General features: G+C 50.5%; 10 protein-coding genes. 2 read left to right on the forward strand and 8 right to left on the reverse strand.

The window, feature by feature from the left end:
* Positions 1–13: 13 nt before the first annotated feature.
* The 4 genes from IBT46_RS26025 to ulaA are packed head-to-tail and all read right to left on the reverse strand — an operon-like array spanning position 14 to position 2,873.
* Positions 14–664, reverse strand: coding sequence for a 3-keto-L-gulonate-6-phosphate decarboxylase UlaD (locus IBT46_RS26025; RefSeq protein WP_200548009.1), 651 nt, complete (start codon positions 662–664; stop codon positions 14–16).
* Positions 665–677: 13 nt separating this feature from the next.
* A complete protein-coding gene (gene ulaC, locus IBT46_RS26030; RefSeq protein WP_200548010.1) occupies positions 678–1,145 on the reverse strand; it encodes a PTS ascorbate transporter subunit IIA in 468 nt (155 codons plus the stop codon).
* Positions 1,146–1,154: 9 nt separating this feature from the next.
* On the reverse strand, positions 1,155–1,460 hold the full coding sequence (gene ulaB, locus IBT46_RS26035) for a PTS ascorbate transporter subunit IIB (RefSeq protein WP_200548011.1): 306 nt from the start codon (positions 1,458–1,460) through the stop codon (positions 1,155–1,157).
* A 12-nt stretch (positions 1,461–1,472) separates the two neighbouring features.
* Complete coding sequence (gene ulaA / locus IBT46_RS26040) at positions 1,473–2,873, reverse strand: PTS ascorbate transporter subunit IIC (RefSeq protein WP_200548012.1); 1,401 nt, start codon at positions 2,871–2,873, stop codon at positions 1,473–1,475.
* Positions 2,874–3,237: 364 nt separating this feature from the next.
* Here ulaA and ulaG point away from each other — a divergent pair, with 364 nt between their 5' ends.
* Both ulaG and ulaR read left to right on the forward strand, forming a co-directional pair.
* Positions 3,238–4,302 carry an L-ascorbate 6-phosphate lactonase gene (ulaG, locus tag IBT46_RS26045; protein ID WP_200548013.1) on the forward strand — a complete coding sequence of 355 codons (1,065 nt, stop codon included), beginning with the start codon at positions 3,238–3,240 and terminating at the stop codon, positions 4,300–4,302.
* A gap of 119 nt (positions 4,303–4,421) precedes the next feature.
* The gene (gene ulaR, locus IBT46_RS26050) at positions 4,422–5,177 is read left to right on the forward strand and encodes an HTH-type transcriptional regulator UlaR (protein ID WP_200548014.1); all 756 of its coding nucleotides are present in this window, start codon (positions 4,422–4,424) and stop codon (positions 5,175–5,177) included.
* Between the two features lie 72 nt (positions 5,178–5,249).
* On the opposite strand, the gene luxS is transcribed toward ulaR, so the two are convergent.
* From luxS to yqaB, 4 genes are all read right to left on the reverse strand, one after another.
* Positions 5,250–5,765 (reverse strand): S-ribosylhomocysteine lyase, encoded by a 516-nt coding sequence (gene luxS / locus IBT46_RS26055; RefSeq protein ID WP_105593979.1) that lies wholly within the window; start codon positions 5,763–5,765, stop codon positions 5,250–5,252.
* A 154-nt stretch (positions 5,766–5,919) separates the two neighbouring features.
* Positions 5,920–7,479 carry a glutamate--cysteine ligase gene (gene gshA, locus IBT46_RS26060; protein WP_200548015.1) on the reverse strand — a complete coding sequence of 520 codons (1,560 nt, stop codon included), beginning with the start codon at positions 7,477–7,479 and terminating at the stop codon, positions 5,920–5,922.
* Between the two features lie 72 nt (positions 7,480–7,551).
* Positions 7,552–7,980 carry a YqaA family protein gene (locus IBT46_RS26065; RefSeq protein WP_105593977.1) on the reverse strand — a complete coding sequence of 143 codons (429 nt, stop codon included), beginning with the start codon at positions 7,978–7,980 and terminating at the stop codon, positions 7,552–7,554.
* Complete coding sequence (gene yqaB / locus IBT46_RS26070) at positions 7,977–8,543, reverse strand: fructose-1-phosphate/6-phosphogluconate phosphatase (protein WP_200548016.1); 567 nt, start codon at positions 8,541–8,543, stop codon at positions 7,977–7,979. Before yqaB ends, IBT46_RS26065 begins: the two co-directional genes overlap by 4 nt.
* Between the last annotated feature and the right edge of the window lie 327 nt (positions 8,544–8,870).

Here is an 8,870-nt window from a genome sequence, read left to right on the forward strand (position 1 = left end):
ATATAACCGCTCTCTAGCCCCATAACTGGGTAATAGAACGTTTAAACTGCCTTGCCGCTTCTACTGGTGAAGGCGCGTCACGAATGCTGCGACCGGCGATAAAGACATGAACCGGGATCCCCTGGAACAGCGGCAGATCTTCCAGTGCCAGACCGCCAGTTACGGTGACTTTAAAGCCCATATCAGACAGGCGCCTGATGGCACTGATATCCGCCTCGCTCCACGCCACGCCCGCAGCCTGCGCATCGCGACTACGGTGATAAACCACCTGCTGAATGCCTGCCTCACGCCACTCCCGTGCTTGTTCCCATGTCCAGTAGCCTGTGAGTTCAATCTGTACATCACCATTAAATTCTTTCGCAACATCCAGCGCGCCTTTAGTGGTGTTGATATCCGCGCAGCAGATCACCGTTACCCAGTCAGCGTTAGCTTCAAAGCACATACGGGAGAGAATTTTACCGGCATCAGCAATTTTGGCATCCGCCAGCACGATTTTGTGCGGATAGAGTGCTTTCAGGTCGCGCACGGCGCGAACACCTTCAGCAACGCAGAGAATGGTGCCGACTTCAATAATATCCACTTCATCGGCTATCAGACGTGTCGTTTCATACGCGGAAGACATTGACTGGTTATCCAGCGCAACCTGCAACATAGGTAATGACATTTTGCTATTCCTTTTAGATAGTCGCCGCAGTGGCGTTATCAATTAAATCCAGCACTTCCTGCGCGTTGCGGCAGGCGCGTAAACGGTCAAAATTAGCCTCATCTTCAAACAGATTGACGATCTGCATGATGCCGACTTCCTGATGGGTATTGGCATCCACAGCCGCCATGGTGATCAGGATATCGACCGGGTCGTTATCTTCATGGTTAAAAACCAGCGGTTGCTTTAGTGTCACCAGCGCAAATCCCGTTTTATTAACCCCCTCTTCCGGGCGCCCGTGCGGCATCGCCAGACCGGGTGCAATCACAAAATAAGGACCGTGCTGAGCAACCCCATCAATAATTGCCTGGTAATAACGCGGCTCTACGACATCCGCCTTAACCAGTAAATCAACACCCAGCTTGACGGCTTCCTGCCAGGTGTGGACATCGGCCTGCAGAAGAATGGCATTATTTTCCACCAGCGAATCACGTAATTTCATGGAGCATCCTTACTTCACATCCTGTGGGAAATGAACGTTGATCACTTCCAGCAGTTTTGGGCCAAAATCAGCAGGCGACAGCATGTTGCGCACTCCCACCACATATTTATTGCCAGAGACGCTAATCTCACCAGCGATATGGGTAGAGGCGATGATGATGTCTGCGCCGTTTAATTCACTTTTGTATTCACCTACCGCGCAACTGTTCACTGAGTGATCAATATTTGACTGGGTCAAAAACTGGTCCACCTTCATCTTCATGATCATGGAACTTCCTTGCCCGTTGCCACATACAGCCAGAATACGTACGGTCATAGTCAAAACTCCTTATTGAGCAGAAGCATCTGTCAGTTGTTTTTCCGCGTCCTCTTCAGCACGCAGCGTGCGCCCTGCGAAGAACATATAAGCAAGTGCAATAATGGTGATGGCGGCCATAAACGCGATACCGACGGAGGCGAAGCCCTGCATCATCGGCGGCGCCAGAATCGACCAGTCGGCCATACCCATCCAGGCGCTCATACCGGTCAGTTTCACCGCCCATACACAGCCAAAGATTTCAATCATCCCCATCACCAGACAAATCTTCAGCGCTGCGCGCCAACCGCCAAAGTGATTCGCAAAGACACCGATGGTGGCATTCGAGAAGAACATCGGAATAAAGCCTGGAATAATCAGAACGGAAGAACCGAAGCCCACCAGAATACCGACGGCGATCAGCTGACCAATCGTGCCCCACATAAAGCCCCAGACTACAGCGTTTGGCGCAAAGCTATAAATTGCTGCACAGTCGATCGCCAGTACAGCCCCAGGAATCAGACGCTGGGAAATACCGTTGAACGCTTCGGAAAGTTCGGCGACAAACATGCGTACCCCTTGGGTGATAATGAAAATAGCCACCGCGAACGAGAAGCCCGTTTGCAGGATATAGACTGTCCAGTGGGTGTTGCCCGCCATCGCCTGTACCGTGCTGATGCCGAAGGAGAGGAGAATTGCACCGAAGAAAATGGTCATTACAATCGCAGTGGAAACAATGTTGTCGTGGAAAATATTCAGCCAGCCAGGTAACTTGAGATCCTCAACACTTTCCTCTTTTTTCCCCAGATATGGCGCAACCTTATAAGCAATCCAGGAGGCAAACTGCTGCTGGTGTCCGATGGAGAAGCCGCAGCCGTCAGTCACTTCCTGTGTCGGCTTATACATCATGTTCGATGTAATGCCCCAATAGAGCGAAACCAGTACCGCTGTGCAAATAATGGTCGTCCACATCGGGTAGCCGAAAATATAGAAAGAGACGGCAATCAGCCCCGCCTGCTGGAACATGATGTGCCCGGTCAACATGATGGTACGAATGCCGGTAATGCGCCGCAGCAGGACGTAACAAATATTCAGCGCCAGTGCTAAAAGCACAGCATAACCCACCCAACTGTAGGCCTCTCCCATTCGCTCAATGGTTGCCATCATTGAAGCGTAGGTATCGGAGATAGCACCATTGATGCCATAAACCTCCGACATTTTCGCTACCACCGGTTTAAAAGTGCTGGTCAGAATGCCGGATCCGGCCTGCAACAGCATAAAACCGATAATGGTTTTAATCGTCCCTTTAACAATAACGCTGGCACTTTTGTGCAGCAGGATATAACCCAAACAGGTCACCATACCCAGCAGCAACGGGGCGTTGGTCATAACCTGGTTAAAGAAAACGGTAAAGATGTGGTAGAGAATCTCCATAACACACTCCAGAAGGTGGACGCTCCAAAACGCATGCTACGCCCAGGTTGGTTGTTTCGATCACTCTAATAATCAAAATCAATCACAACAAGATTGGATTTGATTAAATGTGACGCACACCTCAAATAATCCTTCAATCCGTTACCGTATTAATTCCTATTTTCAAAAAAATAAAAAATAAACAATCAAAATCAATTAATTAACAATTTTAAACATCAAAAAAAACGCATCTACCTCTCTTTAATCATCTGTATTTCTTTTATGAATGCCAAAATTCAGGATTGCAATCCTGAATACACAGTGCCATTATTTATCAAAACAAATCATTATATGATTACTTATGATAAAAATGAGGGGATAATCAATGAATAAAGTACAAACCATCACCCGAGAATCATGGATCCTCAACACTTTTCCAGAGTGGGGTAGCTGGCTGAATGAAGAAATTGAACAAGAGCAGATTGCACCCGGCACCTTTGCCATGTGGTGGTTAGGTTGTACGGGCATCTGGCTGAAATCCGAGGGCGGAGCCAATATCTGCATTGATTTATGGTGCGGCACTGGCAAACAAAGCCACAGCAATCCCCTGATGAAAACGGGCCATCAGATGCAGCGCATGGCGGGCGTGAAAAAGCTCCAGCCAAATCTGCGTACCACGCCGTTTGTCCTGGATCCGTTCGCTATTCGCCAGATCGATGCCGTGCTTTCAACCCACGATCATAATGATCACATTGATGTGAATGTGGCTGCTGCAGTCATGCAGAACTGTGCCGGGGACGTACCGTTTATCGGTCCACAAACCTGTGTCGACCTGTGGATCGGTTGGGGCGTACCAAAAGAGCGCTGCATCGTAATGAAACCGGGCGATGTGGTTAAAATCAAAGATATTGAAATCCACGCACTCGACGCCTTTGACCGTACCGCCCTCATCACGTTACCTGCAGCTCAAAAAGCCGCGGGCGTACTGCCGGATGGAATGGATCAGCGTGCGGTGAACTACTTGTTCAAAACGCCGGGCGGCAACTTGTACCACAGTGGCGATTCTCACTACTCTAACTACTACGCGAAGCACGGTAACGAACACCAGATCGACGTGGCTCTGGGCTCCTATGGTGAGAACCCACGGGGTATTACCGACAAAATGACCAGCGCCGATATCCTGCGCATGGCCGAGTCGTTGAATACCAAAGTGGTGATCCCGTTCCATCACGATATCTGGTCAAACTTCCAGGCTGATCCGCAGGAAATCCGCATTCTGTGGGAAATGAAAAAAGACCGCCTGAAGTATGGCTTTAAGCCTTTCATCTGGCAGGTCGGCGGGAAGTTCACCTGGCCGCTGGATAAAGACAACTTCGAATACCACTATCCGCGCGGATTCGATGACTGCTTCACGATGGAACCGGACCTGCCCTTTAAGTCCTTCCTGTGAGGCTTCTCCGGCGTGGGGTAATCGTTTACCACTCGCCGGAAATTATTCCCGCCAGCATTAGTATTTTCACCTGATTTCAAATATCATCTTTGCTTATCACCTTTTAATCTGGTTCGCTCATGACTGAAGCGCAAAGACATCAAATTTTATTAGATTTACTGGCACAAACGGGGTTTGTCACCGTGGAGCAAGTGATTTCCCGGCTGGAAATTTCTCCGGCGACGGCACGACGCGATATCAATAAACTCGACGAAAGCGGCAAGCTGAAAAAAGTCCGCAATGGCGCAGAAGCCATCAGTGAAAAGCGTCCACGCTGGTCACCAATGAATATTCATCAGGCGCAAAACCATGATGAGAAGGTGCGGATTGCGCGTGCGGCTTCGCAACTGGTGAATTCCGGCGAAAGCATCGTCATCAATTGCGGCTCTACCGCCTTCCTGCTTGGTCAGGAACTGTGCGGTAAGCCCGTACAGATCATTACTAACTACCTGCCACTGGCCAACTATCTGATCGATCAGGAACACGACAGCGTCATCATTATGGGCGGGCAGTATAACCGCAGCCACTCCATCACCCTGAGTCCACAAGGTAGTGAGAACAGCCTGTATGCCGGGCACTGGATGTTCACCAGCGGCAAAGGATTGACCGCCGAAGGACTATATAAAACCGACATGCTTACGGCGATGGCTGAGCAAAAAATGCTTAATGTCGTCGGGAAACTCGCAGTGCTGGTAGATAGCACCAAAGTTGGCGAACGCGCCGGGATGCTGTTTAGCCAGGCAGGGCAAATAGACCTGGTTATTACCGGAAAACAGGCCGATGAATCAATCCTCATGCAGCTTGAAGAGCTGGGTTTACTGGTTATACGTGTTTAAAGAACCCCTTCGCGGACAAGGAATCACCAGCTATAACCGGAGCGATCGGGCAGTCCGACCGCTCCGGATCGTTTAGATATGCAGTTCTTTCAGTTTTTCTTTCGGCAGGGCCAAATCTTCATTACGGTTAACGCGGATGTCATTAGCAATAATGTGACGCGCGATTTCCTGTGCTTCTTCCAGTGAATGCATCTCACAGGTGCCGCACTGATAGATGTTCAGCTCAGGAATATCATTCTGGTTGGCAACCTTGAGAACATCCTCCATTGCCGCTTTCCACGCCTTCGCCACGCGCTGCTCGTCCGGCACACCAATCAGGCTCATATAGAAGCCCGTACGGCATCCCATCGGCGAGATATCAACGATTTCTACGCCTTCACCGTTCAGGTGATCGCGCATAAAACCAGCGAACAGGTGCTCCAGCGTATGGATACCGCGCTCAGGCAGGATTTCGATGTTCGGTCGGCAGAAACGCAGATCGAAAACGGTGATGGTGTCGCCATGAGGGGTTTTCATGGTCTTAGCTACGCGGACTGCGGGAGCGGCCATGATGGTGTGATCAACGGTAAAGCTATCCAGCAATGGCATATTGTTACCTCAACTAATGAATTTATTTTAGATATGGTGAAACTTTTTCTGTCAGCTCGCGTCTTACTATGTGAAAGACGCGCATTTGTTATCATCATCCCTGACAACAGAGATGTTACTTTGGCCACAGTGATGTGGCCATTTTCTTTTGGCGCTAGCCTTTATCTTTCAGAAACTCTTCCAGACTCAGCGTATCACTTTCTTCTATCTGCTGCTGACTTACCTGCGAGCGGCGTGCTTCTTCAGCAAACTGTTCAGCACTCAACACTTCCAGCGGCTCTTCGTTTAGCTGCTGGCGATACTGTTCGGCAAGTGCCAGTCCGGTACCGGCAATGCCGTTTTCCTTCAGCGACTGCAGGAAGCGTGCGGAGTAGGTTAAATCAGGATCGTCAAATGAGGCCACCAGGCGTTCGCACACCTGCTGGTAGTGGTTTTCCCCATTCTGGCCGTCCAGCGTTTCAGCAACGCGCTGCAGATCGCGGAACAGTGCCTTGCCCACATCAACCAGTGGTTGCTCGGTGTCCCCACAGCCCATGCCAATGGTTTGGCCGGGCTTACGGCCTTCAAGGATCACGCGATTCCAGTTTTTACGCGTGCAGAGCAATTCGTCGCTGTTCATGTCCGGTGCTTCAGCCAGCGTACACCAGATCAGGAACAGATCCAGGAAACGCACCTGGTTAGCATCAACCCCAATGGCTGAGAACGGGTTAATATCCAGTGAGCGAACTTCAATGTATTCAATACCACCACGCAGCAGTGCGTCTGAAGGTGCTTCGCCGGAACGCGTCACGCGCTTTGGTCTGATTGGCGCATACAGCTCATTTTCAATCTGTAGCACATTCGTATTCAGCTGCAGCCAGTCACCTTTGGCGTCTTTCACGCCCATCGCTGCAAATTCAGCGGATGGTGTTTTAATGGCCGCCTTAAGCGCTTTGATATAGCCAGGCAGGTCGTTAAAGGTAATACCAAGGTTGCTCTGCGATTTATTGGTATAGCCAAGATCGCTAAGGCGCAGCGAGGTGGCATACGGGAGTGACAGCATCCCCTGCTCGCTGCGGTCGAACGGCAGATTGCTTTCCTTGCCCTGCAGGAAGGAAGAGCAGATAGCCGGTGACGCCCCGAACAGATAAGGAATAATCCAGCCAAAGCGATAGTAGTTGCGGATCAGGCGCAGGTAGCCGTCTGAAATCGCGTCTTTACCACTTTCTGCATCTTCCACTCCAGCCCAGGCCTGCCAGAAAGAGAGCGGCAGCGAGAAGTTATAATGTACGCCGGAAATCACCTGCATCAGCGCCCCGTAGCGATTTTTCAATCCCTGCCGGTACAGCGTCTTCATGCGGCCAATGTTCGAACTGCCGTACTGCGCCAGCTCAATGTCCTGGCCCGGTTCAATGATGCACGGCATGCTCATCGGCCACATCCGCTCTTCACCCAGCTCGCGGGAGGTATGGCGATGAATATCACGCAGGAATGCCAGTAGATGATCAATATCCTGATCGACCGGCGTGATAAATTCTAACAGTGCTTCCGCAAAATCAGTGGTGATCCACTTATGCGTCAGCGTGGAGCCCAGTGAAGATGGGTGCCGGGTTGTAGCCAGATGCCCATCGGGTCTGACACGCAGCGTTTCGCGTTCAATACCGCGACCAATTCCTTTAAGTGCGCCAGGGTGGGCTTCCAGCCACGCAAGTGCCTGTGATACGTCCGGGATCAAATTGACCTCCCGCTCAGAGAAAATTTATTATTGTTAAGCATAATGTTAACCGTAGCATCATCTAATAGCGAATCAATGCCACCATTCCATGCCCTGTAAAGTTGCGGCAGCTAGCGCTATATATCGCAAAGTTTTGCCGACGGCGAGAAAAAAAACCATCGGTAGCCAGGCGAAACGCAGCCAGCCGGCAATAACGCACAGCAGGTCACCGATCACCGGTAACCAGCTAAATATCAGCGCAGCAGGCCCTAAACGATGTAACCATGCCATCGCTGTTGTATGCCATCGCCCCTGTTCTTTTAGCGGCAGCAGGCGACCAATCAGAATGTTTGTCAGCCCCCCGAGGGTATTACCTATGGCGGCAATCAACACCAGATTCACTGTGGAAGCTTTACCAGCCAGCAACAGACCTACCAGCATCGCCTCTGAGCTGCCGGGCAACAGCGTAGCACTCAGAAAACTGCTGGCAAACATTGAACCGTATGTCAGCCACTCAGTCACAGCAGACGGACATCAACGACATCCATACCCGCAGCACGAGCAGCCTGCAAACCAAAGTCCGCATCTTCAAATACTATGCAGCGCGCAGGCAGTACGCCTATCAGTTCAGCGCAGCGGATAAATGTATCAGGCTCTGGCTTATGACGTTTAACATCATCTGCTCCGACAATCGCCGAGAAATAATCACGGAGCCCCAGATGCTGCAATAGCGCAACCGCCATAGCATGTTCGCTACCGGTCCCTACAGCCATCGGGCGTCGTCCCTTATAGGCTTTCACCACCTCGATGAGCGGAAGCGGTTTCACCACATCGAACAGTATGCTTTTAAATAAAGAGGTCTTTTCCGCAGCAAGGCGGTGAGGATCGAGATCGCTCTGATGCTGTTCAACGATAAACTCGGCAATACGCCACGTCGGAGAACCATTAAGGCCAATCAATGCCTTTTCATCAAAAGCCATCCCATGCTGAGCCAGCACCTGACGCCAGGCCTGGCGGTGCGTGGGTTCAGTATCGAGGATGGTGCCATCCATATCGAAGATCAAGCCGTCGTAAGCGTCGTACATTCTCTTAACCACCCTGATAAAGGAACGATTACTTTAGCGTAAAGCTGTATGAATGTCGCTGTCAGCGTGGATCAGCAAATGCCTTGAAAGTCATAGGGATTTCTAGCAGTAAATTTATGATGAGAAAACGAATTAAAATGCAAGATAACAGCGGGTAACTGGCTAAAGACCACAAGGCGCAGGATGAGCAAACAGAAAGAGAAAATAGCGTATCGGAAATATGGGGTACGATCGGGGATCTATCTGACGAGCAAAATTGGGAAAAGTAGAAATCAGGAGAGATGGTGCATCCAGGAGGATTCGAACCTCCGACCGCTCGGTTCGTAG

The sequence above is a fragment of the Erwinia sp. S38 genome (assembly GCF_016624545.1).
Classification (GTDB): Bacteria; Pseudomonadota; Gammaproteobacteria; order Enterobacterales; family Enterobacteriaceae; genus Erwinia; species Erwinia coffeiphila.